We start from the raw sequence: 24,331 nt of genomic DNA, 5'->3' as shown, positions 1-24,331 counted from the left end.
AGCGCGTGGCCGGTTCTCAGCGCGACAGGCACTGGGCGGACCAGCGGGATCACGGCTTGCGCTCGGCATCCTTCCGGTCGGCCTCTGCCGGAGTCAGCCTGGCCCGCTCGCGAATGCGACGTTCGAGCGGAGCGCCGACGAACAGTACGAGCATCGCAAGGCTCAACCCGCCGATGATGAGCGGCCACACCGCCAACCCTGCTGCCGCGCCGATCGTGGCTGTCACCCAGATGCACGCGGCGGTCGCCAGTCCATGCACTTCCTGACCTTGGCCGACCCGCAGCACCGCACCGGCACCGATGAAACCGACGCCAGACAAAATGCCCTGCATCGCCCGCCCTGCGGCATCGGCGTTCACATTCGGCAAGCCACTGTGCACGATCGCCTGCACGGCGATGCAGCTCGCCAGACCGACGAGGCCCAGCGTCCGCAAGCCCATGATCTGCCGGTTCTCGCGCGAGCGTTCCCAGCCGAGCACCATCCCAGCCGCGGTCGCCACCACCAGCCGCCCGATCGCGTCGATCCAAAAGCCGAGGTCCGATGCCGCTGATGCTTCGATCATTCGACCAGCACGTGCACATGATGCCAGGCGGTGCACAGATAGCCGGCGAAGTTCCACATCGTATCCGGCCGCTCGGGCTGACCCTGTCCAGTCTCGTCGAAGGCGCGCACGACAAGGTGCTGGCGCCCCTTGACGAGCGTGGCGTCGAGGGTCCAGCGCCGCCAACCCCAGTGCGCCTCCGGATCATCGGTGAACGTCGCCTGTTGCCAGTCGCGACCACCGTTTATCGACACTTCGACCCGAGAGACGCGGCGATCATAGGCGATGGCATAGCCCTCGATCCGCACCTCCCCGGCCGGCAGGCTTTCGCCAGAGCCGGGCACGCAGATCGCGGCGTTGAGCGGCATGGCATTGATGGTCAGACCCTGGCTCCAGTCGACGGTGTCGCTCGTCACATCGGCAGGAAAGAGCTTGTAGTCGTGCGCCTGGATCGGTGCGTCGGATGGCGTGTCGCGCACCTCGATCCGTGTCAGCCATTTGGCGCTCCGCACCCCGGCATAGCCCGGCACCACCATGCGGAGCGGTGCGCCGTGTTCGGGCGTCAGCGGCTCGCCGTTCATCGCCCAGGCAATGAGGACGTCGGGTTGCCGCGCCTTGTCCATGGCGATCGAGACCCCGAACAATGCTTCCTCGCCTTCGACGTCCACCTCGTCCGCGCCGGTGAACGCCACAAACAGGTCGGACGCATCCGGCGCACCGACGGCATCCAGTAGGTCGGACAGTCGTACGCCGGTCCATTCCGCATTGCCGATCGCTCCCACGTCCCAGGGGTCGCCGGACGTTTTTGCGACCGGCTGGAGATCCGTGCGCCGGTTGCCGGCGCACTGGAGAACTGCCGTCACCGTCCGCGTGGCCAACGCGCTCTTCAATTCCTCCACCGAGAAGGAGCGTCTTTCCATGCTCATCCCGCTGACCTCGATCCGGTGATCGGCAGGCAGATCAGGCACCGCACCATGGCTGCGCACGTAGAACAGCGCCTGCGGCGTCAGGAACCGCTCGATCAGCGCGCCGGGCGTCGGCTCGGCGTTGTAGGGCTCGGATTTGCGCTCGATCATATCAGTCATGGACGAACCAACGCCGCAAGCGCGCGGATCGCTTCAAGTCTTCAAGACTATCGCAGACGAAGGATTACCGATCGTTCCGGTATCCAGATTGAAATAAACAGATCAAACGGTTGGTCGTATCGATCAGAGTGCGCGATATAAGCTGCATGACCTTGGAGCAGCTCAGAATCTTTGTCGGTGTCGCCGAGCGCGAACACGTCACCAAGGCAGCGGAGGCGCTGAACGTCACGCAGTCTGCTGCGTCCGGCGCGGTCGCGGCTCTGGAGGCGCGCTACGGGGTTCCTCTGTTTCACCGTGTCGGGCGTGGCATCCAGCTGACCGAAGCAGGCCGCGGCTTTCTGGAGGAAGCGCGCGCGGTGCTGGGGCGGGCAGCGCATGCCGAGACGATGCTGGCGGACTATGCCGGGCTTGCCCGTGGTTCGTTGCGGATCGTCGCAAGCCAGACGATCGCGAGCTACTGGTTGCCGGCAAAGCTCGCCGCCTTCCACGAACGCCACCCGCAGATCGCGGTCGAACTGGCGATCGACAACACCGAAGGTGCGGCAGCGCAGATCCTGAGCGGCGCGGCGGAGCTCGGTTTCGTCGAGGGCGAGGTGGACGAACCGGCGCTCGCCCTCTGGAATGTCGGGCGTGACCCGATGGTGCTGGTCGGCCGTGAGGACGCCGGGCGCGTCGACGAGGACTGGCTTCGCGCTGAACGCTGGATCGTCCGCGAGCAGGGTTCGGGCACGCGCTCGACCTTCGAGGACGTGCTGCGAACGCGCGGGTTTGATCCGGCCCAGCTGACGGTAGCGATGACGCTGCCGTCCAACGAGGCGGTGCGTACCGCGGTCGAGGCCGGTGCCGGCGTCGCCGTATTGTCGCGATTGGTCGTCGCTCGTGCGTTGAAGGCGGGCGATCTGGTCGAGCTGCCGCTGGGGCTGCCCGATCGCGCCTTCCACGCGCTGCGCCACAAGGAACGCTATCGCACCCGCGCGGCGGACGCGCTGACGGACCTTATCAAGGAGCAGGTCGCATGACTGCCAAAACACCTCCGGTCCTGACCGGCCTCAAGCCGCTCAGCCGGCTCGACCATCCGCGCGAGATGATCCGCCAGTTCACGCCCAACTGGTTCGCCGCGACCATGGGCACCGGCATCCTCGCTCTCGCGCTGCCGCAGGTGCCCGGCATCGGCCCCGCGCTCAAACCGATTGGCGAGGTGTTGTGGTTCTTCAACATCGCGCTCTTCATCCTGTTCGCCGGTCTCTATGGCGCGCGCTGGGCGATGTTCGGGCATGAGGCACGGCGCATCTTCGGCCACAACACCGTGTCGATGTTCATCGGGACCATTCCGATGGGCTTGGCGACGATCATCAACGGATGCCTCGCCTTCGGGATCGTGCGGTTCGGTAACGGCATCGTGCCGGTCGCACACGTCCTGTGGTGGATCGACGTCGCCATGTCGCTCGCCTGCGGCGTGTTGATCCCCTACCTGATGTTTACCCGCCACGAGCACAGCCTGGACGGCATGACCGCGGTATGGCTGCTGCCGGTCGTCGCAGCGGAAGTGGCGGGTGCCAGCGGCGGGCTGCTCGCGCCGCATCTGGTCGATCCCCACGCGCAGATCGTGACGCTCGCGACCTCGTATGTGCTGTGGGCCTATTCGGTGCCGGTCGCGTTTGGCATCCTCGCTATCCTGATCCTGCGCATGGCGCTCCACAAGCTCCCGCACGAGAGCATGGCGGCATCATCCTGGCTCGCGCTGGGGCCGATCGGCACCGGGGCGCTGGGTATGCTGGTGCTTGGGGCGGATGCGCCGGCGATCCTCGCGGCGCACGGGCTGGTCGATGTCGGTACCGTCGCGCAAGGGATCGGCGTCGTCGTCGGGCTCTGCCTGTGGGGTTTCGGCCTGTGGTGGCTGGCGCTCGCGACGCTCATCACCATCCGCTACTGGCGCGCCGGCGTCCCATTCAACCTTGGCTGGTGGGGCTATACCTTCCCGCTCGGCGTCTACACCGTCGCCACCTTCCGCCTCGGTACGACGCTGAACCTCGGCTTCTTCGGTATCGTCGGCACGGTGCTGACGATCGCGCTCGCGGCGATGTGGCTGCTGGTCGGTGCCAAGACGCTCGCCGGAGCATGGCGCGGCAACCTGTTCGTCTCGCCCTGCATCGCTACCCCGAACTGATCCACCCTGATGATCGGATCAGTCGGTCCGATCACTTGCAGAACGCCGCTTCGATCCGCCAGCGTGGCTGGCCACAGGAGAGCCTTGTCATGGACAATTTTGACGCCGCGCTGGCGAGTAAAACCAGCCGTCGCCGCTTTCTCAGGCGTACGGCGCTCGGCACCGCCGGCCTTGCCGCAGCACCTGCGCTGGCGCAGCAGCTCGTCGACCTGAAGCTGCCTGGCGGCAATGCCGAGCGGCCGATGACCAGCGCCTTTCCTGGCAAGGGCAGCATGATCCTTCAACGCATCCATCCTCCGCTGTTGGAGACGCCGATGGACGTGTTCGACAAGTCGGTGTTCACGCCCAACGACCAGTTCTTCGTTCGCTGGCACTGGGCCGACATTCCAACCTCGATCGACGTCGAGAGCTTCCGCCTCAACGTCTTCGGCCACGTCAACCGACCGCTGTCGATCAGCCTTGCCCAACTGCTGCGCCTGCCGCGGGTCGAGATGGCGGCGATCAACCAGTGTTCGGGCAACAGCCGTGGGCTGTTCCAGCCCCGGGTCGCCGGCGCGCAATGGGGCAACGGCGCGATGGGCAATGCCAAATGGCTCGGCGTGCGCCTGCGCGACGTGCTGAACCTCGCGGGGGTCAAGGCAGGCGCGGTACAGGTGCGCTTCGGCGCGCTCGATCAGCCGGTTGTGGCGGGCGCCCCTGACTTCGAGAAGGCGCTCGACATCGACCATGCCCGCGACGGCGAAGTGATGATCGCCTTCGGCATGAACGGCGAGCAGCTGCCGCTCCTCAACGGCTTTCCCTGCCGGCTGATCGTCCCGGGCTGGTATTCGACCTACTGGGTCAAGATGCTGAACGCGATCGAGGTGCTGCCCGGCCCTGACGACCAGTATTGGATGGCCAAGGCCTACAAGATACCGGCGACACCCGGCGCGAATGTCGCGCCCGGTGCCAAGGACTTCCCGACCGTGCCGATCAATCGCATGATCCCGCGCAGCTGGATGACCAGCCTGCCGGATGGCCAGGCGATCGCCTATGAAGCGTCCATCCCGGTTGGCGGGATCGCGATGGGCGGCGACTGCGGCGTCGCCAAGGTCGATGTCTCATCCGATGGTGGCCGCACCTGGTACAGGACGACGCTCGGAGCGGACGAGGGCAAGTATAGCTTCCGGCGCTGGGATGGTCGCGTGCCGCTTAGGCGCGGTCCCAACCCCATCATGGTGCGCTGCTGGAACGCCAACGGTGTCGCTCAGCCGATGAAGCCGATCTGGAACCCAGGCGGGTTCATGCGCGGCAATATCGAGACCACCACCATCATCGCGGCCTGAGGAGCGAGTAGCATGAAGACCCCGTCTCCCGGTATCATGGCCGCTGGCCTGATCGGCCTGACCGGCATTATCCTCGTCTCGATCGGGGCGCCGAGCAGCCGCAAGGCGCCTGCCCCGATCTCCGAGACATCCGAGCCGGCACCGCCCACCAGCGTCTCAGCCCGCGGCTTTTCGCTCGCCTCGACCAGCGTCGACCTGCCGGTCGACGAAGCGACCTATCCCGATGGTCCGCACGCCAACGTCATCAACGCCAACTGCACTTCGTGCCACTCGGCCAGCATGGCGCTGACCCAGCCATCGCTATCGGCGGATCAGTGGAAGGCGACCGTCACCAAGATGCGCAAGGTGTACAAGGCCCCGGTGGCCGAGAAGGACGTCGACGCGATCGTCGCCTATCTCATCGCTATGCCGAGCCAGAAGGCGGCACCCGCGACAGGCAAGGCGCAGGATCCCGACCCCAAGGCGGCTCCCGGTGTCTCAGGTGGAACAGGCTAACCGATCTACTTCCATAATCCCGAAATACCATCGTCTTAGAAAAGCCGTTGGGAGACGATCCGTAAAAGCAATACGTCCGTCAGGTGGTTTGTGGGACCGGATCAGCCCGTGCCTGTCCAAAGCGCGCATAGAGTGTTGGCAGCACGAATAGAGTCAGCAACGTTGCGGAGATCAAGCCGCCTATCACGACCGTAGCAAGCGGCTTTTGCACTTCCGCCCCCGCGCCGTGCCCGAGCGCCATTGGGACGAACCCCAAGGATGCAACGAGCGCTGTCATGGCGACGGGGCGGAAACGGGTCAGAGCACCCTCCCTCGCCGCCTGCGCCCGCGCCATACCCTGCCGCATCAACTCCTGAATCGAGCTAACCATCACCAGCCCGTTCAGCACAGCCACACCCGACAGCGCAATGAACCCGACAGCGGCCGAGATTGAGAACGGCATGCCGCGTAACACGAGCGCGAGAATGCCGCCCACCAGCGCCAGAGGAACGCCGGTAAACACCAGGGCCGCGTCGCGGACGCTGCCGAGAGCACCATAGAGCAGCAACATGATGACCGCGAAGCAGATCGGGACGACGATCGTCAGCCGCTCGCGCGCCGCAGCCAGATTCTGAAACTGACCACCCCACTGGAGGTAGGTGCCGGGAGGGAGCGTGACTTGCGCGTCGATCGCGGCCTGCGCGTCAGCCACCACGCCAGCAACGTCGCGACCGCGGACATTGGCCTGCACCACGACGCGGCGCTTGCCGTTCTCGCGGCTGATTTGGTTTGGACCATCCCCGACAGCAACGTCCGCGACGCTCCCCAGAGGGACGTAGGAGCCGTTGGGCGTAGGAATAGGTATCTGCCCGATCGCCTGTAGGTCAGCCCGTGCGGTTTCCGCCAGGCGGATCACGACCGGGAAGCGCCGATCGCCCTCGAAGATCATGCCCGCCTCACGACCGCCAATCGTCGCGGCAACGGTATCTTGCACGTCGCCGGCAGTGACACCAACACGCGCCATCGCATCGCGGTTCGGCCGAATATCGAGCAGCGGCAGGCCCTCGGTTTGCTCAACTTGCACATCAGCCGCACCACGGATCTTGCGGAGGACTGCCGCAATTTGATTGGCGGTCGCGTTCATCTGCCCGAAGTCATCCCCAAACACCTTGACCGCCAAGTCTCCACGGACGCCCGCGATCAGCTCGTTGAAGCGCATCTGGATAGGCTGCGTGATCTCGTAGCCATTGCCGGGAATGGTCTTGAGCTTCTTTTCAAGGCGCTCGACCAGCTCAGTCTTAGGCAGGCTGGAATCAGGCCATTCGTCGCGTGGCTTGAGGATCACGAACGTGTCCGTCGCATTGGGCGGCATCGGATCGGAGGCGATTTCGGACGTGCCGGTACGCGAGAACGCGAAGCGAATTTCCGGCTCGCGAGCGATCATCTTCTCGACTGCAAACTGCATCTTCTGGCTCTGATTGACAGAGGTGCCCGCAGGCCGCCACGCCTGAACAAGGATGTTGCCTTCATCAAGCTGAGGCAAAAACTCTTGGCCCAGCGTCGAGAAGGCCAGGACAGCTGCTACCACAGCCACAACCGCAGCGCCGATCGTTATGCTCGGGCGTCGCATGGCGGCATCCAGGCCGGGTTCGTAGCGCTGTTTCAGCACTGCGATGACCCGGCTTTCCTTCTCATCCACGCGTCCGCCAATCCATGCCGCGATGGCGGCAGGGACGAATGTCAGGGACAGGATGAAGGCGAACACGAGCGCGATGATGACGGTAAGCGCCATCGGCTCGAACATCTTGCCTTCGACGCCCGAGAAGGTGAGCAGCGGGGCATAGACAAGGATGATGATCGCCTGCCCGTACACCGATGGGCGGATCATTTCGCGCGCGGACGCGGCGACGATCGCAAGCCGCTCCTCTAGCGAAAGGCGTTCGCCCAGCTCGTGTTGGCGTTCCGCTAAGCGGCGCAGGGCATTTTCTACAATGATGACTGCGCCATCGACAATCAGGCCGAAATCGAGCGCGCCGAGGCTCATTAGATTGGCCGACACCCCGGCACGTAGCATGCCGGCGCTGGTCAGCAGCACCGTGACAGGAATAACCAGGGCCGCGATCAATGCCGCCCGGATATTGCCGAGCAGCAGGAACAGCACGACGATGACCAGCACCGCGCCCTCCGCAAGGTTGCGGCCGACAGTCGCGATCGTGGAGTTCACGAGGTTGGTGCGATCCAGCACCGGCTTCACGATGATATCGGCCGGAAGCGAGCGGCTGATTGTTTTCAGGCGATCGGACACAGCCGTGGCGACGGTGCGGCTATTCTCGCCGATGCGCATGACAGCTGTGCCGACCACGACCTCGTGACCGTTTTCGGAAGCGGAGCCGGTGCGAATGCCGTGGCCTGCTTTGACGGTCGCGACCTGATCGAGCGTGATGGGGACGTTTTCGCGGGTCGCCACGACCGTCCGCGCCAGTTCGTTCGCGGTTCGCACGCGCGCGTCGGAGCGGACGAAAAGGCCCGCGCCGTTACTGTCCACGATGCCCGCGCCGATGCTGCTATTGCTGCGCTCCAATGCGGTCGCGAGGTCCTGTATCGTGAGGCGCAGCGCGGCTAGGCGTTGAAGGTCGGGCATGACGAGATACTGGCGATCGAACCCCCCAAGGGAGTCGATGCCGGCGACGCCGGCCGTACCCCGAAGTTGGGGAGCAACGATCCATTCCTGAACCGTATGCAGGTAAGTGGCCTTGTCATCTTCGCTGACCAAGTGCTCGCCTTCCGGCGTGATATAGCTGCCATCACGTTGCAGCCCCGGTTCCCCGTCGCGATGCCGGACCTTGTCCAACTCGCGAAGCTCGACCGTCCACATGAAAATATCGCCAAGGCCGGTAGCGATAGGCCCCATTTCCGGCATGATGCCTTGGGGTAGGCGTTCCTCCGCTGAACGCAGCCGTTCGGCCACCTGTTGGCGGGCAAAATAGATATCAGTGGCATCGGAAAATACGGCGGTAATTTGCGCAAAGCCGTTCCGGTTGAGCGAGCGCGTATATTCCAGACCCGGTATGCCAGCGAGCGAGGTTTCGATCGTAAATGATACTTGCCGCTCGATCTGATCGGGCGACAGAGAGGGGGCCATCACGTTGACCTGAACCTGATTGTTCGTGATGTCAGGGACGGCATCGATCGGAAGGCGTTGCAGCGCCAGAGCACCCACCAGGGCCGCGATCCCGGTGAAAAGCAGGACGAGCCAGCGGCGCTCGACCGCGAAAGTTACAAGACGGCCGATCATTGGATCAATCCATGTCCATTTCGCCGCCCTTGCCGAGTTCGGCTTTGAGCGTGAAGCTATTGGTGGTTGCGATACGCTCGCTGCCGGTCAGGCCAGAGGTGATGACGACCTGATCGCCGTTGCGACGCCCTGCCTGCACCGGAACGGCCTTGAAGCCGCTAGGCGTGCGCACGAACACGACCATCTTATTCTCTACCGATTGGACCGCCGTGGACGGCACAGTGATACTGTGATCCCCGATCGAGGGCAGCAGGATCGAGGCCGTGACGGGCTCCCCTACCCGCCAAGTGCCGCCCGCATTATCGAGGGAAGCGATAACCTGAACAAGCCGCGTGGTTTCATCGAGAGCGGGCGACACGAAGGTCACGCGACCTTCCTGCCTGCGGCCGGCCGAGGTGACTTCAACGCGTGTTCCAGGCTTTACCTTGCCGGCGTCAGCCGGTGAGAGTGACGCAGCGATGGTCACGCGCGAGAGGTTGGCGACCCGGTACAGCTCGCCGTCTGCCGCAACCGTCTGACCGAGCGTCGCCGATCGAGCGATGATCTGACCGGAAAGGGGCGAGCGGATCGCCACACGGTTCAGCGCACCCCCGCTCCCGCCTGTGGCCGAGAGCTGCTGTTGGGCGAGGCGGACCGCAATGTTGGCTTCGGTGGCAGCAGTTCGAGCGGCGATGAGATCCTGTTCCGGCGAGACGCGTTCAGCAAACAGACGTTGCTCACGGCGCAGGTTCGATTGTGCGAGCGCAGAGCGCGCGCGCGCGGCTTCAATCTCGGCGTTTAATGAGGCGGCCTCGCGACTTTCAATGATCGCAAGCGCATCGCCACGGCGCACCGATTGCCCGAGGTTACGGGTAAGGGAGACGACACGACCGCCGATCGTCGCGGATACGACCTGCACCCCTTGCGGATCACCCTGAACCAAGGCCGGCAGCTCGATTGCGCCGGCAACGCCGCCAATCGCAGGCCGACCAACTTCGATCCCGGCATCCGCGATTTGCTGGGCCGAAAGGCTTACGGCGTCTTTATCGGCAGGTTTGCCGGCTTCGCCTTTCTCGCCTTCGCCCTTTTCCATCCCTTCCATGCCGGCCATGTTGTCGGCCTTCTTTTCCCCGCCCCCGCCACAGGCAAGCAGCGTCAGGGGAAGCAGAGCGGATAGTACGACCCGCGCGCCGGTCTTCGTCATCATTGGTCCTTCGCCAGTTCGGGAGCGGCAGCGGTCAGCCGCTCAAGCCGGGCCTTTGCATCATGGTAGGTCGCCAGCGCATCGATCGCGGCCGTGCGGGTTTCAGACAGGGTGCGTTCGGCGTCGAGAAGATCGAGTTGGCCGAACTTGCCTTCACGGTAGCCGATGCGGGCAATGCGCGCGGCTTCCGTCGCTGCTGCCAGGACCGGCCCACCCGTGGTTCTAGCGGTCGTCGCGGCATTTGCCACTTCCGCTTCCGCGCTGGCTATCGACTGCCCCGCATCCAGCTCAGCCGCGCGTCGCATCGCGTCCGCCTGATCGCGTTGCGCCCGCGCCTGAACGACCGACGCCCGGCCGTTGTTGAACAGTGGAAGCGGTATCGAGAGGCCGACGACCGCAGCCATATCGTTCGACGCATCGAGCCGGCGTGCGCCGGCATTGACGGTCACGTCGGGGATGCGTTGGGAGCGAGCAAGCCGCACTTGCGCATCTGCCGTCGTCACTGCGGCTCGCGCCGCAGACAATGCCAGCGTGCCGCCCGGACTGGCCGCGATCGAGGGGCCGTAACCTTGCACGCGATCGAACCAGGCAACGTCGAGCGGGCCGGTTACGGGCTGACCAATACGCCGGGCGAGATTGCCCCGCGCGACTTCCGTCAGGCGCTGCGCACGTTCAACCGCAGCTTCGGCATTGATGCGCAACACGTCGGCACGCTGTTGCTCTAGCGGCGATGCCCTGCCCGCGCGTACCCGAATGCCCGCCGCGCGGGCCGCCTCCCCGGCAATGCCGGCTTGCTCGCGCGCAGTCGTGATGCGACGCTCGGCTGCTACGGCTTCGATATACGCCTGTGTTACAGCGAGCCGAATATCGGCCGTAGCAATAACCAGGGCGAGCCGAGCTTGCTCCCCTTGTGCGTTGGCAACACCGACCCGCGCGGAACGCTTGCCGCCAAGCTCGATAGGTAGAGCAACACCGACTGTAGCTTCCGCGCTACGAAGACCGCGATATGCCCCCGAACCCCCAAAATATTCCAGACCGCCATTCAGCGTAGGGTTAGGGCGCAGCCCCGCTACATCGCGCGCCGCACCTGTTGCCCGAACGCCGGCCTGCGCTGCTTCTAGCGACGGTGCTGACGCTTCCGCCAACGCCAGTATTTTTTCTAGCGTCAGTACCGGGGTGACCGTCGCTTCGAAACCGGTTTGCGATTGGGCGTGCGCTACGCACGGAACGACGGCGACGACCGCGATCAGGACGAAGGGCAACCGGTGCCGGAGCTTCATAGGGTAAGTCATTATGACGACGGCCTTGCCGTTGATTGGAGTTCGCGCCGCGCATTGCGGATAATTTCGTAGGCCGAATGCAGGAACAGGAGCGCGATGACGCCGGCAACGACCAGATCGGGCCAAGCCGCACCGGTCCAGCCAACAAGGGCGGCTGCGATGATCACCGCAACATTGGCAATCGCGTCGTTACGGCTGAACAACCAAATAGCGGTGACGTTCGCATCCCCTTCGCGAAATCGCGATAGAACTAGTGCAGCCGTCACGTTCACTATGAGCGCAACGATCCCGATAGCGCCCATCAATTCGGCTTCTGGCGCAATTGCATTCATCGCACGCCAAAGGGCGAAGGCGATGACACCTATCCCGAGCGCGCCAAGGAATATGCCCTGTGTAAGCGCAACCTGAGAACGGGCACGAGCGGTCCATCCCAGCGCAATCAATCCGAGGAGCGAGATGCTGCCGTCCCCGATGAAATCGAGGGCATCGGCCTTCAATGCCTGGCTGTCGGCAAGGAACCCCCCGACGATTTCAGCCAGACCAAAGCCCAGATTAAGCAGAACGACGATCCACAATGCGCGCCGATATGCGGGATCGCGCTCCGCTCGTTTGGTATCACCGGAACAACCGCATGAAGAGGATTCACTTGCACTCATATCGTGCCTCTACGATCTACAGTCACTGTAGGAGCAAGCGGTTTCTAGTGGAGTGGCAACGTGTTGATGATCGGCGATTTGGCAAAGCGGACAGGGACCAAAATCAACACCATCCGATTCTATGAGGAAATCGGCCTCATGCCCGAAGCGCTCCGCACGTCTGGAGGCCGTCGCACCTATGGAGAGGGGCAGGTTCGCCAGCTTGGCTTCATCCGCCATGCCCGGGAACTAGGATTTTCAGTAGATGAAATCCGATCGCTTATTGCCCTGTCTGCCGATCCCGATCAGGACTGCAACCAGGCCGGCGCCATCGCCCGTCGGCATCTCGCCAGCGTGGAGGATCGTATCACACGCCTTGTCGCGCTTCGCGACGCATTGAGTGCTGCAACACGATCCTGCGATGGCGGACGCATCGCCGACTGCCGGGTAATGGAAGCGATTACTGCCGTGCCCAACTAATGCCACGGTTGAACGAGGATAAATATTTCTCTCATGACGCGTGCGACGCGGCTTGGGATGCTTGGGTGTTCCCATTTTTTAATCGTTTACGGACGCGCTGGTAAGCGGCCCGTTCCATTCTTGGATAGCTATGTAGTCGATCAGTAGCCGTGGCGTGGCGGCGTATCGCAGCCGTCTAATAGATAGGGGCGGTTGCCCGCCCCTATCTAGCTTTTAGCCGTGCTTCATGCCGCCCTTGGCATGATCGCAGCAGTCAGCAGCCTTGGCTTTTGCGCCATCCTTGCAGCAGTCCGCACCGTCCTTGCAGCACGCCATGTCGGCGCAGCAATTGGCGACAGCGGCGAATGCGCCAGTCGACAGGGTGAGGGCGAAGGCAGCGCTGATGAGCTTGAACTTGGTCATGATATTCTCCGAAATTTACGTGTGATGGTGTTCGACGTCACACGGTTTGCGGAGGGGGTGTGGCCGGAGCGTATGCCATGCCCAAAAGGCCGGTCTGTGGAGCCGGCCAAGGCGATAGACGGGAGGACGGAACCAGCCCGACATGCTCTACGGTTTCGCCGGCAACCGCAACGCACGGTATGGCGCAGGCCGACGCAGGGGCCTTTTTGATGGGAGCGCCTGCTGATTTGCTGGCGCAGTCCATCATAGCGGACGCAGCCGGAGGCGCGGCCATCGCCATCGTCTCGCAGAGCGGGCCAAGCCGGACCAGCAACATCACCGCCAGGACGAAAAACGCCATGGAATGCAATATCTTGGAGAGTGGGCGAGCCCGGCGTTTCATTGGATGCGTCTAGAAGCCCACTCAGTGATGCACAATGTCGAAGGTGGCAGAGGATGGCGCTAGGCTGGTTTTCCCCTTTTATCTCAGATTCCCGATTCACCATCCTTTGTGGGAAGGGCGGCAGCCGCCCAAGGTCGGCTATCGCCACCCGCCCTCCCGAAAACAGCCATTCGTTCAGCCCGATCACTCCCGTTTCCCGTTCTGCCAGCGACAATTTCTGGAAAGAGAAATCTGGAACACGGTTCAAGAAGCGAATGCCCCGCGATAGTCGCCATCGCTCACGGCTTCGGCTATCTCGAACTTATCGTGTTACGTCGCACCTGCTGGAGGTATTAATGCTGTCCCCTACAACGCTTTTGACCGCGTTTGATCGGGTAACCGATCATTGGTCGCCAAAGGTGATCGGCCAGGTCAATGATCAACTACTTAAGGCCGCGAAGCTAAAGGGAGAACTCGTCTGGCACGCGCATGATGGTCAAGATGAGCTATTCTACATTGTCAAAGGCTCACTACGAATGGAGTTTGAGGATCATGTTGTTGATCTTGAAAAGGGAGAATTTCTGACGGTGCCAAGCGGCGTTCGCCATAACCCTGTGGCGCGGGAAGAATGCTGGGTGTTGCTGATCGAGCCCGCCGAGACCAAACATACCGGTGACGAGGTGACCTCACGGACCCGTTGCTTGGAAGAGCAACTCAGCTAAATCTCAATACCAAGTATGTGCCTGCATTTTGAGGGTTCCTTATCCTTTGCGGGAAAGCCTTGTGCTCTCGGTCGTCATGCTGGTCAGGACGGCATTTCGAGCGCTGCTTTGCCCGAAACCGAATAGTCGTCGGCCTGACGATCGGGGCGACTTGCATGTGGGACAATTAGTCCAGTGTTAACATGTCTCACAGAACGCCATATATTTATCATGACGCATCAACAAAAAATGCAATTGCCACCACCAAGCGATGGAGCATTTCGTTGGATAATGAAATGCGGGTGGAAAGGCCTATGCCCTCGCTGTGGACAAGGCCAGATGTTTAAGTCGTGGCTTGAGGTTTCGGATAAATGCGACTCTTGTGATCTCGATTACAGGTTTGCGGCGCCTGATGATGGCCCCGCGTTTTTTTCGCTTTGCATTGCCGCCTTCCCGCTGGCCTTTTTCGTTGTGTGGATACAGGTCACCTTCGATCCGCCATGGTGGGTACACCTGTTGACCTCCCTCCCCGTGATGGTACTTGGTACCCTGCTTCCACTTCGACCTATCAAAGGGTGGCTGGTAGCGTCCCAATTTGTGAACAGGGCACAGCAACACGGAACGCAGGCCTCTTGGGCACGTCTTAATGGCACCGACCCTGCGAAAAATGACTTCGACCAGTAGGTTCCGGAGCATGTACTAGAATTAGGCGCCCGCCGCTAAACGGACGGGCGCCGCTCACCTCCCGATTCAGCGAACCGCTAGCTTGGCCGGCTTTGCGTAAATGCGGTTGGCGAATGCCGCGATGGCGTCCGCCATCTGCTTCGGTTGTTCGGGGGCCATTGCATGGCCGCTAGCCGTAATAACCTTCGTCTCAACCCTGTCTCCGACAAGGGCTTGCAACACGTTTTTCACGACGACGGCATCATGCTCCCCCTGCAAGTCGAGGATTGGCACCGTCTTGCCCGCAGAAAAATACGTATCGATCGGAGTCACATTACGGGCGTGGGCCTGGGCATCGTGCGTCTCATGATACCAGCCGCCCAGCCAGGGGCTTGGGTCGTTGCCCGGAGCGAAAAAGGCCTGCTTCAGGTACGTCAGCCGTTGCTCACGTGGTAGCTTGGGGTTGCCCGATCCGTCGATCGCTTCGCGTAGCCGCCCATATGGCTTTTCGGTCGAACCTGGCGGTAGCTTGCCAACCGAGGCCGCAGCCATGACGACGCCGCGCACCAGATCCGGCCTATCGACAGCCAGCATCCGCGCTGGCTGGCTTCCCCATGCGTGCCCTACGATGATGGCGGGTCCCGTTTTGCGGTCGTCCAACACCATTGCGACATCCGCTGCGAAATCATGCAGCGTAAGATCCGCCATAGGACCCTTGCTATTCTTTATGCCGCGCGGCTCGGGCCGGATCACCCTGAAACCATCCTTGGCGAGATGTTGGGCCACCATGTCGTAATCCTCGGCCGATCGCCCAAGCGACGGCAGAATAACAACGGCTTTCCCTTTTCCCTGTTCAAGAACCTCTATTTGAACAGGACCCTTCTTGACGATGCCTCGCGTCACGTCCGACGTACGCGCCGCACTCGCGTTTGCAGAGAAGCACGCAACAACCGCCAATGCAGCAAATCTGTAATTGTTGTTCATGGCCATACTCTCCGTTCCAATTTTCTATTCTTATTCTCGGAAAAGAGAGTACGGATCAGTAGGATCGAAACAAATACTATATTGGCATATTGTCCTATGCCTTTCAGCGATACGACCAGGGCTCAGACGCGTTCGACGAGCAATGCGATCCCCTGCCCGACCCCAATACACATGAATGCAAGCGCGTAACGCCCTCCCGTACGGTGCAATTCCTCGACTGCCGACATCGTAATGCGCGCCCCCGACATACCCAGAGGATGACCAAGCGCTATCGCCCCACCGTTCGGATTGACGCGTGGATCCGCCGGATCGACGCCGAGGTCGCGCAACGTCGCAATCGCCTGCGCGGCAAAGGCCTCGTTCAGTTCGATAACGTCGATCTGATCGAGCTCGATACCTGTACGGGCCAATAGCCGGCGTGCTGCCTCGATCGGGCCTACGCCCATCACCCGAGGTGCAACACCGTGGGCCGCCATGCCGATCACGCGCGCGCGCGGCGTGAGACCGTGCCGCTCTGCTGCCGCAGCCGATGCAACCAACATCGCTGCGGCTCCATCGTTTAGACCCGACGCGTTTCCTGCGGTGACGGTACCGTCGGGGCGGACGACAGGCCGCAGTTTGGCCAGTGCTTCCAGACTCGTGGCGCGGGGATGTTCGTCAGCATCGAACACGATCGGGTCCCCCTTGCGCTGGGGGATCGCGACCGGGACGATCTCGGCAGCGAGGCGGCCGTTCTGCTGAGCAGCAGCGGTCTTCTGCTGGCTGGCGAGGGCGAAGGCATCCTGATCCTCTCGGCTCACGCGCCAGTCGTCGGCGACGTTTTCAGCGGTCTGCGGCATCGTATCCACGCCATAGGCGGCCTGCATTGCCGGGTTGACGAAGCGCCAGCCGAGCGTGGTGTCTTCGATCTTTTGCGATCGATCGAACGCGCTGCCCGCCTTGCCCAGCACGTACGGTGCTCTCGTCATGCTCTCGACACCGCCCGCGATCATGAGGTCGGCATCCCCGCTGCGGATGGCCCGAGCGGCGGACCCGACCGCATCGAGACCGGAGCCACACAGCCGGTTGATCGTCGAGGCCGAAACCTGTTCGGGAAGCCCCGCGAGCAACACCGCCATCCGCGCGACGTTGCGGTTGTCTTCGCCCGCCTGGTTGGCACAGCCGAGGATCGTGTCATCGACCGCTTGCCAGTCGACGTGCGGATTGCGCGCCATCAGAGCCCGGATAGGGATCGCGGCAAGATCGTCTGCCCGCACGCTCGACAAGGCACCGTTGAGCCGCCCGATCGGGGTACGGATCGCGTCGCAGATAAATGCGTCCGTCATGCCGCGAACCCTTGCGCGACCGTGAGGAGCGCGCCGGTTTTTGCACGGACTTCATCGACGCTCGTTCCGGGTGCGCATTCGATCAGCCGAAGGCCAGGCCGGTCGCAGGCGATCACCGCGAGATCAGTGATGATCAGATCGACGCACGCCTTGCCGGTGAGTGGCAAACTGCATTCGGGCAGGATCTTAGGCGTGCCGTTCTTGCTGACGTGATCCATAACCACCACGACGCGTTTCACCCCGGCAACCAGATCCATCGCGCCGCCCATGCCCTTCACCATCTTGCCGGGAATCGTCCAGTTGGCGATGTCGCCATTGGCGGACACCTCCATCGCGCCGAGTACGGTGAGATCGATATGGCCCCCGCGGATCATTGCGAAGCTGTCGGCGGACGAGAAGAAGCTCGACGTGGGCAGCTGCGTGATCGTCTGCTTGCCGGCGTTGATCAGGTCGGGATCCGCTTCGCCGTCGAACGGGAACGGGCCCATCCCGAGCATGCCGTTTTCCGACTGGAGCGTCACGTCGATCCCGTTGGGGATATGGTTCGCGACGAGCGTTGGAATGCCGATCCCCAGATTGACGTAATAGCCGTCCTTGAGTTCAGCTGCCGCCCGCGCGGCCATTTGGTCACGTGTCCATGCCATCAGACGGTCTCCCTCGCGCGGGTCGTCAGCTTTTCGATCCGCTTTTCATTGATGGTGCTGAGCACGACCCGATCGACATAGATGCCGGGCGTGTGGATGCAGTCGGGGTCGAACGTGCCTGCCGGGACGATCTCCTCGACCTCAACGACCGTGACCGTTCCCGCGGTCGCCATGTTCGGGTTGAAGTTGCGTGCGGTCTTGCGGAACATGAGGTTGCCCGCTGGATCGGCGCGCCAAGCCTTGATGATCGAGACATCGGCACGCAGCCAGGTTTCGCGAACATACTCTTCGCCGTCGAAAGTCTCGACGGGCTTGCCGTCGGCAACGACGGTGCCGACGCCCGTCTTGGTGAAAAAGGCGGGGATGCCTGCACCGCCAGCCCTGATCCGTTCCGCCAGCGTGCCCTGCGGGGTCAGTTCGAGCGCCAATTCGCCTGACAGATACTGCTGCTCGAACAGTTTGTTCTCGCCGACGTAGCTAGAGATCATCTTGGAGATCTGACGGCTTTCCAGCAGCATCCATAGCCCGAACCCATCGGCGCCGGCGTTGTTCGAGATCACCGTCAGCCCGGTCACGCCGCTCACGCGAATTTCGGGGATCAGGCTTTCCGGATTGCCCGACAAGCCGAAACCGCCCGACATGATCGTCATGCCATCGAAGAGTAATCCGTCCAGCGCCGCGGCTGGCGTATCAAAGATCTTGCGGGCCATACCCTCTCCGTTGTTCGATTAACGAACCTTATGTTCGATTATCAAAATACGTTAAGCGGGGGATGTCGGCAAGCGCTTTAAGAAAGCTGCGCGCCCAGCTCGCGCGCAGTTGCGGTGAGTTGGGGAAGGATCGTGCCGGTCATGTCGGCCATGGAGACCCGCAGCGCATGTGCCCCGACGTTCATTGCCGCTACGACCCGACCATCGCGCGCACGAACCGGTACCGCGATCGAGCGGAGGCCAAGGTCCAGCTCCTGGTCGACCAGTGCATATCCGTCGTGCTTCACGCGGGTCAGCTCCTCCATCACCGCATTGGTGTTAGTCAGCGTGCGCGGCGTATGCGCAACCGGCGGCCGATCGCTCAGCATCCTGGTGCGGTCTTCATCTGGAAGCTGGGCGAGCAAGACACGCCCCATGGAGCTATTGGCGAGAGGCAATCGGCTACCGACGTGTAGGCCAACCGCCATGATACGGTCACGCGAAGCCCGTGCCAGATAGAGGACCTCGCTACGATCAATCACCCCGAGCGACGCACTCTCGCCCACCGCGTCGCGCAGCCGATCCAGTAAGGGCTGCGCCAATGCCGGCAGGGAGTGTTCTCCCATATATCCCGCCGCTAAACGCAACACGCTGGGCCGCAGGGCATAGCGCCGGTCGCGGCTTTCCACATACCCCTCCTCCTCCAGCGTGAAGAGGCACCGCGTACAGACCGCGCGTGCGAGGCCGGTGGCCTCCGCAATCCGGGCGACACTTTGTCCTGGCCCGAGTTCGGCCAGCGCCTCGAAGACGGCAAGGCCGCGCGCGAGCGAGAGCATATAGCGAGGATCGGCTGGCGGTATGGTCATGCCCGCCAGCCTATCGCTACGCCGTGAAGAACGAAACCGGCGCCCAAGCAGTCTTGCTAGAATTGAAGCTGGAACCGGGCATTCAATGTGTGGCCGTCATCCTTGCCAGGCGTGGTCCCCGCCCGGTTGTCGAGATCCCAGTTGGTTACGTCGAGCATGATGCGCGCGATGCTGCTAAGATACCAATTTCCGCCGAGCGTGAGAGCCTGGCCACGCCCTCCCAAGGGCAAATTGCTATAGTCGATATTCTCATAGCGCGCCTGCAGCGAAACCGCGCCTGGTCCACCTTCCAGGACTGGCCGATCAACGACGGTACGGCCCCACACGCCCCGCCTGGCATCATACGGTGGCCTGCCGCCAAACAGGAATGCGCCGACATCGATACTGTACGCGCTGTGACTGAGATTGCCCGCGTCCCGGTATAGCACGCGACGACCCCATTCGTTTTGCGTCCAGAATCGGCCTGCGACCAATGCGAGTTCGAGACCGTACCCGACGTCGCTCCGGACTGCCCCCGGAGTCCCGGGAAGGACCCGGACGAGCGTGTTGAAGTCCCCTGCGATCGATGCGTTGCGAACGACACCGGTGGCTCCAGCGGGCAGGCCTTCACGGAAGCCCCACGCCCCCAAATGGAGCGTAGCTGCCTCTGATTTGACCGGATTCCAGTGTGCACGACTGAGGATCGTGAAGCTGTCATTGTTATCGCCGATATTGTTCGGATCCTCGCCAGTTGCCTGCAGCGAAGCATGCCAGTTCGATCCGTAGACGCGCTCCTGCACACCCACACCCCAATAGCCGCGCTGCGGCAGGATCTGCCCCGCCACCGCGTTAAAGTTGCGGAACTGCGCGGCACCGACGCCAGCCGAGCCGTCCATCGTCCGGTCATTGAACCGGTTGCCGAGGCTCGTCTCGGCGTCGAGCCCGAGGAGCGAGTGGCGGAAGGTCACGAACGCAGATTTCCATACCACGCGGTTGCGTGCGAAATCGCCCTCCAGGGCCCAAGACATTTTACTGACGGCACCTTCAAAGCCGAGACGTACCGAACTCAGGCTCGTACCACTGATGTCGCGGCCCTGATCAGATCCGTCGGTGGCCGATCCATCGAAGAACAGTCGCCCCCTGGGGCGAAACCATACCTTCCCATCTGCAGATGCGATCCGTGGAAGACCGTTGACGAACTTGACGGCAGTTTTGCTCGGATCCGCTGCGGGAGGCGCTGCGTCGGCATGTGCGAAGCGGTAGGTGCGGCCCGAAGGCTTCGCTGTCGTCTGATCGGTCTCTGCCGATTGCGATGACGCCAAGACTGCGGGTGGCGGCTGTATTCCCAGAGGGGGCGCGGTGATCGGCGTCGTCGCCACTGCCGCGGCCGAGCCCTGGCTCGAAGCTGTTTCGAGAAGACGGAGGCGAGTTTCCAAACCTTCGATCTTGGCGGCCTGCGCTCGAACGAGAGCCTCGAGGTCGCCTTGGGGAACCGATCTGGCGGGAGGCACGGCGCTAGTCTGAGCAGCGCTGACGGATGGGAAAAAGACAAGCGGCAGGGTAATCGCCGCCCGCTTGAGGACGCGATGGTCGATCATGACCGAAACTTTCAGCTGAGGAGCTGCCCCCGCCTGCTGGTCAGGCCGGGGCAGCAGGAACGCTACTTGGCGTAGACCTTGCGGGCGAACCCGGCGATCGCGTCGGCCATGGCCTTGGGCTGTTCAGGCGCCATGGCATGCCCCGCATTGGGGATGACCTGCACCGTGACCCGGTCGCCGAGCATGCTCTTCAACACGCCCGAGAACCGCCGTGGTGCGACCGTGTCATATTGCGCCTGGAGATCGAGGATCGGCGCGGTGCCAGCGGCGAAATAGTCATCCACGGGCGTGTTGTTGCGCGCGTACCCCTGTGCGTCGTGGGTTTCCTTGTGCCATCCGCCGAGCCAGACGCGCGGATCGTTGCCTGGAGCAAAGAATGCTTTTCGAAGATATTCCAGCCTCTTGGCTTCCGGAAGTTCGGTATGGCTCGGTCCGTCGATCGCCTCGCGCATTTCCGCATTGATGGGCTTCTCGCCTGACCCCGGCGGTACCTTGCCCGCGGACGCAGCCACGAGCACCACGCCGCGCACCAGATCGGGACGATCGGTCGCGAGCTGGCGCGCGGGGAAGTTCCCCCAGGCGTGGCCTACGACAACGACCGGGCCCGCCTTCTCATGTCCGACCACAGCTGCGACGTCGCGCGCAAAGTCGTGGACCGTCAGCTTCTCCATCGGCCCCTTGCTGCGGCCAATGCCACGCGGCTCCGGCCGAAGGACCCGGAAGCCCGATTGCTGGAGCCGCGCCGCAACCTTGTCATAGTCGCGGCCGGACCGACCGAGCGATGGCAGCATGACGATCACCGGCCCCTTGCCCTGGGTGGTGACATCGATCTGGACGTCATCGTGTCGAACGAGTTCGTGACCAAGGCGCTGTGCCGCGGCCGGCTGCGCAACGGCCATCGCGACGATCGCGATCGGGGCGAAATGACGGGTGATGCTTTTCATGATCTCTCTCCGATTTTCTTGTTATTTGCGTTGCGGTTTGACGGGTTCGAGCCCGCTCGCCGTCAGCAACGGCCTGGCTTCCGCGCTCGTTAGAAAGGTTAGGAATGATCGCGCTGCGGCTTCATGCGGCGCCTGGGCGGCGAGGACCGCCGAAAACGTGCTTACCTTCTGGATCGCTTCGGGCAGCGGACCGACATAGTCGACGCCGGGCGTCACACGCAGTTCGCTGACCTGCTGCATCCCCAGATCGGCATCGCCACGGGCGAGCAGCGTACCGACCAATTGCTTGCCCTCTGCAATGACGGTCTTGGCCTTGACCGCATCGGCGATTCCGAGCTTGGGTAGCAGCGTACCGCCGATGAAGACCCCGCTTGCCCCTTGAGAATACGCGATCTTGTTGGCCTTCAGGAGCGCCTGCTTCACTGCCTCTACCGTCCGGATATCGGGCTTGGGCTTGCCGGCAGGGACGCCAACGCCGATCCGAGATTCCGCAATCGGCCGCTGCGATGCCACTGCAAAATAGCCATCGGCCGATAGCGTCTCGATCATCTCGACGCTGCCGATCGTTAGGTCCATCGGCGCCTTCGCCTTCAGCCTGCTCGGAATCGATTCCGGCGACGGGCCGAACGATGGCCCCCAGACGATGCGCAAGGTGTTGCCGGACGCCTTCTCATAGGCAGGCTTCAGCTTCTGCATCGCGCCCTGCAATGCACCGGTGGCGACGATGTCGATGACTTCGGCGGAGGCTGCGGTGGGCGGCAGCGCAAGTGCAGAGACGATCGCGAGACCGCGCAGTGTCGAGAATGGTTTCATTATTCCTCTCCTTGGGGCTCTTAAGCGGCCCCGGCGGTGTTGACGTAGAGTGCGTAAAGGGACCCGGTCGCGGCCATGAAAAGCCGGTTGCGCCGCGCTCCGCCGAAGCAGAGGTTGGCGCAGCGTTCGGGCAGGTCGATGTGGCCAATCGCGGTGCCGTCGGGCGCGAAGATGCGCACCCCGTCGAGCTCCGCGGTCCCCGCACCCCAGCCACACCAAAGATTGCCGTCCACATCGACGCGCAGACCGTCGGGGGTCCCCTCGCCGGCGTCGATAAGAACGCGGCGGTCCGAAAGCGTCGCGTCGGATGCCACCGCATAGGCGACAATGCGCGGTGGTCGTGCGCGGGACTCAACGATGTAAAGCGCGCGTTCGTCGGGCGAGAAGGCCAGTCCGTTGGGCCCAGCCAAATCCTCGGCAACGCAGGTCAGCGCACCCTTCACCGGGTCGATACGGTAGACATTGGCGGGCAGCTCAGCCCCGCCCCGACGCCCCATGTAATCGCTTGCCAAACCGAACGGCGGATCCGTAAACCAGACACCGCCGTCGCGCGCGACCACCACATCGTTAGGGGAGTTGAGCAGCTGCCCTTTGAAGCGCTCAGCGATCACGTCGACGCTGCCGTCATGGTTCGTCCGTGTCACGCGACGACCGGCATGTTCGCACGCGATCAGCCGCCCGTTGCGATCGCGCGTCAGGCCGTTCGCCTGACCCGCCGGCTGCCGAAACACCGACATCGTGCCCGTCGTCTCGTCCCAGCGCAGAATGCGGTCCTCAGGCAGATCGGTGACGAGCAGATAGCGTCCGTCGGCAATCCACGCCGGTCCCTCCGCCCAGCGCATCCCACCCGCGAGCCGCTCGACCCGCGCATGCGGCAGTCGATACCGTTCGAACCGCGGATCGATCACCCGGACCGCAGGGTCGGGCACGCGAACGGGGGGGGCAATGCTTGTGGCGAAGGCGGCCGACATCAGGCGTACAACCGGCCCGGATTATCGACCAGGACCGCCTGCGCCCGTGTGTCGGTCGCACAGACGTCGAGGATGAACGCGAGCAAGGCAGCGTCGTCCGGTGCGGCACCCTTGATGTTCGGATGGGGCCAGTCAGTCCCCCATATCGCGCGATCTGGCGCAGCTTCCAGCAGCATCCGAGCGTGCCCGATTGCCTGCGGCCACGGCGTGGCGGCACCCTGCATCGCGCGATCGACGCCCGACAGCTTGATCCAGCGGCCGGGGTGGCGCAGCTGCGCGACCAGCGCGGCAAGCTGAGCCTGATCCACCGGACGGGTCAGATCGGGCCGCGCCATGTGGTCGATCACCAACGGCGTCGCCAGGGTCGTCCATTGCTCGAGCACGGGGATCAGCACCGGCATTTCGCCATGCACCAGGACGTGCCAGCCGAGGCTGTGAACGCGCTCGGCTGTCCGGCGCAGCGCCACGGGATCGCGGCTGCCAGGCAGATGACCCATCAGATTGAAGCGAATGCCGCGAATGCCGCCGTCGTGCAGCTGCTGGAGCTGCGCATCAGTGGTCGTGGCATCGATCACGCCGATTCCGCGATACCGCCCGCCGCTAGCCGCAATCGCGTCGATGATCACCGTGTGATCGGTCCCATAGGGGGCCGCCTGAACGAGCACACCCTGCGCGATACCGAGCCGCCGATGCAGCGCTTGCAGCGCTGAGAAGGGTGCCGCCTGTGGCGTGTACGCGGCGTTGGCGGGCAGCGGATAACGGTCGAACGGGCCATAGATGTGGGTGTGACAATCCCACGCTCCGCTCGGTATGCTGGTCGAATTCATCGATAGTCCTTGCTGGGTCGTTGCCTCAACACAACCGGCGAGCAGTCCAGCAGCGACACCGACGGCTGCACCGGTCAAAAGGTCGCGGCGGCTCGGGCG

General features: G+C 63.2%; 24 protein-coding genes. 7 read left to right on the top strand and 17 right to left on the bottom strand.

Annotated features, from left to right (window positions below):
• Window positions 1–49 precede the first annotated feature (49 nt).
• Both J3A66_RS18745 and J3A66_RS18740 read right to left on the bottom strand, forming a co-directional pair.
• A complete protein-coding gene (locus J3A66_RS18745; protein ID WP_052075880.1) occupies window positions 50–562 on the bottom strand; it encodes an MgtC/SapB family protein in 513 nt (170 codons plus the stop codon).
• The gene (locus tag J3A66_RS18740) at window positions 559–1,626 is read right to left on the bottom strand and encodes a sulfite oxidase (protein ID WP_041394301.1); all 1,068 of its coding nucleotides are present in this window, start codon (window positions 1,624–1,626) and stop codon (window positions 559–561) included. The genes J3A66_RS18745 and J3A66_RS18740 overlap by 4 nt, the downstream gene beginning before the upstream one ends.
• Window positions 1,627–1,772: 146 nt before the next feature.
• Here J3A66_RS18740 and J3A66_RS18735 point away from each other — a divergent pair, with 146 nt between their 5' ends.
• The 4 genes from J3A66_RS18735 to J3A66_RS18720 all read left to right on the top strand — a co-directional run bounded on the left by J3A66_RS18735 (window position 1,773) and on the right by J3A66_RS18720 (window position 5,613).
• Window positions 1,773–2,645: a LysR family transcriptional regulator gene (locus J3A66_RS18735; RefSeq protein ID WP_041394299.1), complete on the top strand. Its 873-nt coding sequence runs from the start codon at window positions 1,773–1,775 to the stop codon at window positions 2,643–2,645.
• Window positions 2,642–3,793 carry a TDT family transporter gene (locus J3A66_RS18730; protein WP_041394297.1) on the top strand — a complete coding sequence of 384 codons (1,152 nt, stop codon included), beginning with the start codon at window positions 2,642–2,644 and terminating at the stop codon, window positions 3,791–3,793. Before J3A66_RS18735 ends, J3A66_RS18730 begins: the two co-directional genes overlap by 4 nt.
• 89 nt (window positions 3,794–3,882) lie before the next feature.
• The gene (locus J3A66_RS18725; protein WP_041394295.1) at window positions 3,883–5,118 is read left to right on the top strand and encodes a molybdopterin-dependent oxidoreductase; all 1,236 of its coding nucleotides are present in this window, start codon (window positions 3,883–3,885) and stop codon (window positions 5,116–5,118) included.
• Window positions 5,119–5,130: 12 nt separating this feature from the next.
• On the top strand, window positions 5,131–5,613 hold the full coding sequence (locus J3A66_RS18720; RefSeq protein WP_041394294.1) for a cytochrome c: 483 nt from the start codon (window positions 5,131–5,133) through the stop codon (window positions 5,611–5,613).
• Window positions 5,614–5,692: 79 nt separating this feature from the next.
• On the opposite strand, the gene J3A66_RS18715 is transcribed toward J3A66_RS18720, so the two are convergent.
• Genes J3A66_RS18715 through J3A66_RS18700 form a run of 4 tightly spaced genes read right to left on the bottom strand, consistent with a single transcriptional unit; the run spans window position 5,693 to window position 12,006 of the window.
• The gene (locus J3A66_RS18715; protein WP_209570675.1) at window positions 5,693–8,887 is read right to left on the bottom strand and encodes a CusA/CzcA family heavy metal efflux RND transporter; all 3,195 of its coding nucleotides are present in this window, start codon (window positions 8,885–8,887) and stop codon (window positions 5,693–5,695) included.
• 4 nt (window positions 8,888–8,891) lie between these two features.
• Window positions 8,892–10,073: an efflux RND transporter periplasmic adaptor subunit gene (locus J3A66_RS18710; RefSeq protein WP_156340141.1), complete on the bottom strand. Its 1,182-nt coding sequence runs from the start codon at window positions 10,071–10,073 to the stop codon at window positions 8,892–8,894.
• The gene (locus J3A66_RS18705; RefSeq protein WP_209570674.1) at window positions 10,070–11,350 is read right to left on the bottom strand and encodes a TolC family protein; all 1,281 of its coding nucleotides are present in this window, start codon (window positions 11,348–11,350) and stop codon (window positions 10,070–10,072) included. The genes J3A66_RS18710 and J3A66_RS18705 overlap by 4 nt, the downstream gene beginning before the upstream one ends.
• 11 nt (window positions 11,351–11,361) lie before the next feature.
• A complete protein-coding gene (locus tag J3A66_RS18700) occupies window positions 11,362–12,006 on the bottom strand; it encodes a cation diffusion facilitator family transporter (RefSeq protein WP_041394289.1) in 645 nt (214 codons plus the stop codon).
• Window positions 12,007–12,072: 66 nt separating this feature from the next.
• Here J3A66_RS18700 and J3A66_RS18695 point away from each other — a divergent pair, with 66 nt between their 5' ends.
• Window positions 12,073–12,465 carry a helix-turn-helix domain-containing protein gene (locus tag J3A66_RS18695; RefSeq protein ID WP_081974598.1) on the top strand — a complete coding sequence of 131 codons (393 nt, stop codon included), beginning with the start codon at window positions 12,073–12,075 and terminating at the stop codon, window positions 12,463–12,465.
• A 213-nt stretch (window positions 12,466–12,678) separates the two neighbouring features.
• Here the strand turns inward: J3A66_RS18695 and J3A66_RS18690 are convergent, their stop codons facing one another.
• Window positions 12,679–12,867, bottom strand: coding sequence for a hypothetical protein (locus tag J3A66_RS18690; protein WP_041394287.1), 189 nt, complete (start codon window positions 12,865–12,867; stop codon window positions 12,679–12,681).
• A 717-nt stretch (window positions 12,868–13,584) separates the two neighbouring features.
• Here J3A66_RS18690 and J3A66_RS18685 point away from each other — a divergent pair.
• Together J3A66_RS18685 and J3A66_RS18680 are read left to right on the top strand one after the other, a co-directional pair.
• Window positions 13,585–13,950, top strand: coding sequence for a cupin domain-containing protein (locus J3A66_RS18685; RefSeq protein WP_209570673.1), 366 nt, complete (start codon window positions 13,585–13,587; stop codon window positions 13,948–13,950).
• A 228-nt stretch (window positions 13,951–14,178) separates the two neighbouring features.
• Entirely contained in the window at window positions 14,179–14,613 is a 435-nt protein-coding gene (locus tag J3A66_RS18680) for a DUF983 domain-containing protein (RefSeq protein ID WP_209570733.1), read from the top strand.
• Window positions 14,614–14,679: 66 nt separating this feature from the next.
• Here the strand turns inward: J3A66_RS18680 and J3A66_RS18675 are convergent, their stop codons facing one another.
• From J3A66_RS18675 to J3A66_RS18630, 10 genes are all read right to left on the bottom strand, one after another.
• On the bottom strand, window positions 14,680–15,576 hold the full coding sequence (locus J3A66_RS18675) for an alpha/beta hydrolase (RefSeq protein WP_209570672.1): 897 nt from the start codon (window positions 15,574–15,576) through the stop codon (window positions 14,680–14,682).
• 122 nt (window positions 15,577–15,698) lie between these two features.
• Complete coding sequence (pcaF, locus tag J3A66_RS18670; protein WP_209570671.1) at window positions 15,699–16,901, bottom strand: 3-oxoadipyl-CoA thiolase; 1,203 nt, start codon at window positions 16,899–16,901, stop codon at window positions 15,699–15,701.
• Window positions 16,898–17,545 carry a 3-oxoacid CoA-transferase subunit B gene (locus J3A66_RS18665; protein ID WP_209570670.1) on the bottom strand — a complete coding sequence of 216 codons (648 nt, stop codon included), beginning with the start codon at window positions 17,543–17,545 and terminating at the stop codon, window positions 16,898–16,900. Before J3A66_RS18665 ends, pcaF begins: the two co-directional genes overlap by 4 nt.
• A complete protein-coding gene (locus tag J3A66_RS18660; protein WP_209570669.1) occupies window positions 17,545–18,255 on the bottom strand; it encodes a CoA transferase subunit A in 711 nt (236 codons plus the stop codon). Before J3A66_RS18660 ends, J3A66_RS18665 begins: the two co-directional genes overlap by 1 nt.
• Before the next feature lie 77 nt (window positions 18,256–18,332).
• The gene (locus J3A66_RS18655; protein ID WP_209570668.1) at window positions 18,333–19,100 is read right to left on the bottom strand and encodes an IclR family transcriptional regulator C-terminal domain-containing protein; all 768 of its coding nucleotides are present in this window, start codon (window positions 19,098–19,100) and stop codon (window positions 18,333–18,335) included.
• A 56-nt stretch (window positions 19,101–19,156) separates the two neighbouring features.
• The gene (locus tag J3A66_RS18650) at window positions 19,157–20,677 is read right to left on the bottom strand and encodes a porin (protein WP_209570667.1); all 1,521 of its coding nucleotides are present in this window, start codon (window positions 20,675–20,677) and stop codon (window positions 19,157–19,159) included.
• Between the two features lie 62 nt (window positions 20,678–20,739).
• Window positions 20,740–21,621, bottom strand: a complete 882-nt coding sequence (locus J3A66_RS18645; protein ID WP_209570666.1) for an alpha/beta hydrolase — start codon at window positions 21,619–21,621, stop codon at window positions 20,740–20,742.
• Between the two features lie 21 nt (window positions 21,622–21,642).
• Complete coding sequence (locus tag J3A66_RS18640; protein ID WP_209570665.1) at window positions 21,643–22,434, bottom strand: substrate-binding domain-containing protein; 792 nt, start codon at window positions 22,432–22,434, stop codon at window positions 21,643–21,645.
• A 20-nt stretch (window positions 22,435–22,454) separates the two neighbouring features.
• Window positions 22,455–23,405 carry an SMP-30/gluconolactonase/LRE family protein gene (locus J3A66_RS18635; RefSeq protein WP_209570664.1) on the bottom strand — a complete coding sequence of 317 codons (951 nt, stop codon included), beginning with the start codon at window positions 23,403–23,405 and terminating at the stop codon, window positions 22,455–22,457.
• On the bottom strand, window positions 23,405–24,232 hold the full coding sequence (locus J3A66_RS18630; protein WP_245337154.1) for an amidohydrolase family protein: 828 nt from the start codon (window positions 24,230–24,232) through the stop codon (window positions 23,405–23,407). Before J3A66_RS18630 ends, J3A66_RS18635 begins: the two co-directional genes overlap by 1 nt.
• Between the last annotated feature and the right edge of the window lie 99 nt (window positions 24,233–24,331).

The organism is Sphingomonas sp. PvP018 (assembly GCF_017876865.1).
Classification (GTDB): Bacteria; Pseudomonadota; Alphaproteobacteria; order Sphingomonadales; family Sphingomonadaceae; genus Sphingomonas; species Sphingomonas aerolata.
The sequence above is the reverse complement of the archived record's forward strand: the minus strand, read 5'-3'. Positions and strand labels throughout refer to the sequence as shown.

What these genes read in the sequence shown, in the direction of transcription:
- J3A66_RS18745 (WP_052075880.1), bottom strand. Translation starts at nt 562, where the DNA reads ATGATCGAAGCATCAGCGGCATCGGACCTCGGCTTTTGGATCGACGCG.
- J3A66_RS18740 (WP_041394301.1), bottom strand. Translation starts at nt 1,626, where the DNA reads ATGACTGATATGATCGAGCGCAAATCCGAGCCCTACAACGCCGAGCCG.
- J3A66_RS18735 (WP_041394299.1), top strand. Translation starts at nt 1,773, where the DNA reads ATGACCTTGGAGCAGCTCAGAATCTTTGTCGGTGTCGCCGAGCGCGAA.
- J3A66_RS18730 (WP_041394297.1), top strand. Translation starts at nt 2,642, where the DNA reads ATGACTGCCAAAACACCTCCGGTCCTGACCGGCCTCAAGCCGCTCAGC.
- J3A66_RS18725 (WP_041394295.1), top strand. Translation starts at nt 3,883, where the DNA reads ATGGACAATTTTGACGCCGCGCTGGCGAGTAAAACCAGCCGTCGCCGC.
- J3A66_RS18720 (WP_041394294.1), top strand. Translation starts at nt 5,131, where the DNA reads ATGAAGACCCCGTCTCCCGGTATCATGGCCGCTGGCCTGATCGGCCTG.
- J3A66_RS18715 (WP_209570675.1), bottom strand. Translation starts at nt 8,887, where the DNA reads ATGATCGGCCGTCTTGTAACTTTCGCGGTCGAGCGCCGCTGGCTCGTC.
- J3A66_RS18710 (WP_156340141.1), bottom strand. Translation starts at nt 10,073, where the DNA reads ATGATGACGAAGACCGGCGCGCGGGTCGTACTATCCGCTCTGCTTCCC.
- J3A66_RS18705 (WP_209570674.1), bottom strand. Translation starts at nt 11,350, where the DNA reads ATGAAGCTCCGGCACCGGTTGCCCTTCGTCCTGATCGCGGTCGTCGCC.
- J3A66_RS18700 (WP_041394289.1), bottom strand. Translation starts at nt 12,006, where the DNA reads ATGAGTGCAAGTGAATCCTCTTCATGCGGTTGTTCCGGTGATACCAAA.
- J3A66_RS18695 (WP_081974598.1), top strand. Translation starts at nt 12,073, where the DNA reads ATGATCGGCGATTTGGCAAAGCGGACAGGGACCAAAATCAACACCATC.
- J3A66_RS18690 (WP_041394287.1), bottom strand. Translation starts at nt 12,867, where the DNA reads ATGACCAAGTTCAAGCTCATCAGCGCTGCCTTCGCCCTCACCCTGTCG.
- J3A66_RS18685 (WP_209570673.1), top strand. Translation starts at nt 13,585, where the DNA reads ATGCTGTCCCCTACAACGCTTTTGACCGCGTTTGATCGGGTAACCGAT.
- J3A66_RS18680 (WP_209570733.1), top strand. Translation starts at nt 14,179, where the DNA reads ATGCAATTGCCACCACCAAGCGATGGAGCATTTCGTTGGATAATGAAA.
- J3A66_RS18675 (WP_209570672.1), bottom strand. Translation starts at nt 15,576, where the DNA reads ATGAACAACAATTACAGATTTGCTGCATTGGCGGTTGTTGCGTGCTTC.
- pcaF (WP_209570671.1), bottom strand. Translation starts at nt 16,901, where the DNA reads ATGACGGACGCATTTATCTGCGACGCGATCCGTACCCCGATCGGGCGG.
- J3A66_RS18665 (WP_209570670.1), bottom strand. Translation starts at nt 17,545, where the DNA reads ATGGCATGGACACGTGACCAAATGGCCGCGCGGGCGGCAGCTGAACTC.
- J3A66_RS18660 (WP_209570669.1), bottom strand. Translation starts at nt 18,255, where the DNA reads ATGGCCCGCAAGATCTTTGATACGCCAGCCGCGGCGCTGGACGGATTA.
- J3A66_RS18655 (WP_209570668.1), bottom strand. Translation starts at nt 19,100, where the DNA reads ATGACCATACCGCCAGCCGATCCTCGCTATATGCTCTCGCTCGCGCGC.
- J3A66_RS18650 (WP_209570667.1), bottom strand. Translation starts at nt 20,677, where the DNA reads ATGATCGACCATCGCGTCCTCAAGCGGGCGGCGATTACCCTGCCGCTT.
- J3A66_RS18645 (WP_209570666.1), bottom strand. Translation starts at nt 21,621, where the DNA reads ATGAAAAGCATCACCCGTCATTTCGCCCCGATCGCGATCGTCGCGATG.
- J3A66_RS18640 (WP_209570665.1), bottom strand. Translation starts at nt 22,434, where the DNA reads ATGAAACCATTCTCGACACTGCGCGGTCTCGCGATCGTCTCTGCACTT.
- J3A66_RS18635 (WP_209570664.1), bottom strand. Translation starts at nt 23,405, where the DNA reads ATGTCGGCCGCCTTCGCCACAAGCATTGCCCCCCCCGTTCGCGTGCCC.
- J3A66_RS18630 (WP_245337154.1), bottom strand. Translation starts at nt 24,232, where the DNA reads ATGAATTCGACCAGCATACCGAGCGGAGCGTGGGATTGTCACACCCAC.